Below are 1846 nucleotides of genomic sequence, written 5' to 3'. Positions count from 1 at the left end.
TGGTCGAGTAAATCATTTGGTATCGCAGGTTCTTTGCGTCGGGTCATAGTGGGAATCCTTTTACCCATTATGCCCACCCGCACACGGAATTCCTGACAGTCCCGACCTAAGCGACCACTCTGCCAGGCATGCATTTGCAGCCGAGCGCACCAGGCGGTATTTTACGCACATGAAATCAATCGCGACCGCTAAATTCTGCTGTTTGGTGCCCAGGGACGACGGCAAGCGCGGACAGCTTCCGTGCTGCTGTCCTGCAGCGGCAAATGTGCTGCATGCCCCCATCCAAGGCGAGCTCGAAGTTTGTTTCTTACGTTGACCAAGGTCCCCGCGAAAACACTCCCCTTCCCGCAGCAACTCACCAAGTTCAACGGCCTCGCGGCAGGCCATCACGCCAGAAGAGAGCAACGGCATCGTTTTTCCCGCCCAGTCCTACGACCTCCAGCGCCTCGCGAATGTCGCCACTCGCCGTTTTTTTCAGGTCCGTCTTCGCGCGCGAGCTGGGTCCGCGCCCACTTAGCTACGCTGCTCACGCCTCTACCCTTCAGCACCGCCCGGTCTGACTGTCGAGGACATCGGTCCGCTGGAGCGACAACATTTCAATTCTGACCGTCGGTGCAGCGGCCTTCGAAGCGCATCCTGTCCCCATTCCCCAGCAGCGCGCCCAAGCGTCTTCCAATGAAGAAGATATTCTCAGCCGTGCTCGCGTCGCCTTCAGCCCTGTTCGATGGCCCACAATGTCGGATGCACAACATGTCAGACTGACTTGTCCACATGCCTCGAATGTTTTCTGATCTGGCACGGTGCATGCGTGGTCGTCCGCAAGGCGTCGCGGATCAAGGAAAATCCATCCAATGACCATCCCCCCAAGAACACCGCCGCCGGTCTCCTGGGCTCTTCCCAAGATGAGGCTCGAGTGAGCCTTGGCCGCATGATTCATCTGGCTCGGCCTGCCCGCCGATCCTCCCACGGGGATCGAAGACGCAGCCCGTTCAGGAAAATGAGGAACAAATCACTGCCTCGAAACTTGCCTTTCCAACCGGAGCCATCGATCGCCCCCTGGCTGCGCAAGGCATTCACTGCCACCGCCCTAGCCCTGGCGACGACCGCTCCCGCTCTGGCCGCCACTGACGGCGGCATGATTACGGATTTCCTGCTCGGCAATGGCATGGAAGGGTCGACATCCCCGATCAGCGCGCGCCATTCATCACTCATATGGTCTGGTACAAGGTCGGCAGCGCCGACGAGCCACCCGGCAAATCCGGACTTGCCCATTTCCTCGAGCGTCTGATCTTTAGGGCGACGCCCAACCGCGCCGACAGCGAGTTCACCGAGCCGTCTAAGTGAGTGGCGGCTACAATAACGCCCTCACCGCCTATGACTCGTTTGGGCGAGATGATGGGCTTCGAGGCCGATCGCATGTTCAACCTCATCCTCAACGAGGATGATATCAAGACCGAGCGAAAAGTGATCCTGGAGGAGCGCCGTTGGCGCAGAGAGACGAACCCGCAGGTCTGCTGGACGAGGAGGTCAACGCGACATTGCGGCCGAACCAGCCCTACCGCATTCCGGTCAACGGCTGGATACAGGAGATGGAGAAGCTGAACGGCACCGACGCATTCACGATCTACAACAAATATTGCCGACCGAACGACGCGGTGGCCGGCACGTAGAACCAGGCGCTGGCCGCGAAGACCTTTGGCAGGGTTGTGCGCGCGGGGCGGGCCCGCCCCCGCCCCCCCCCCCCGCCGGCCCCCCCCCCCCCACGCAATATTGGGGGAAAAAGCCCAAACTATGGGGGGGTGAGGGGGGGTGGGGGGGTTGGGGGGCAGTGCCGGACGCAGACAGG

At 60.9% G+C, this 1846-nt stretch carries 2 protein-coding genes; both read left to right on the top strand.

All coding sequences use genetic code 11. The features are described 5' to 3' along the window. Positions 1–1212 precede the first annotated feature (1212 nt). Positions 1213–1344, top strand: coding sequence for an insulinase family protein (locus tag NKH38_RS33550; protein WP_023690580.1), 132 nt, complete (start codon positions 1213–1215; stop codon positions 1342–1344). Positions 1345–1484: 140 nt separating this feature from the next. After that, positions 1485–1670, top strand: coding sequence for a hypothetical protein (locus NKH38_RS33545; RefSeq protein WP_023690579.1), 186 nt, complete (start codon positions 1485–1487; stop codon positions 1668–1670). Positions 1671–1846: the final 176 nt, after the last annotated feature.

This window comes from Mesorhizobium sp. M1078, from assembly GCF_040318615.1.
Lineage (GTDB): Bacteria > Pseudomonadota > Alphaproteobacteria > Rhizobiales > Rhizobiaceae > Mesorhizobium.
Note: the sequence above shows the minus strand (reverse complement) of the source record. Positions and strands in the feature narration are given on the sequence as shown.

Bases quoted from the DNA above. Each gene is read 5' to 3' on its own strand.
- NKH38_RS33550 (WP_023690580.1), top strand. From the start codon at position 1,213: ATGGTCTGGTACAAGGTCGGCAGCGCCGACGAGCCACCCGGCAAATCC.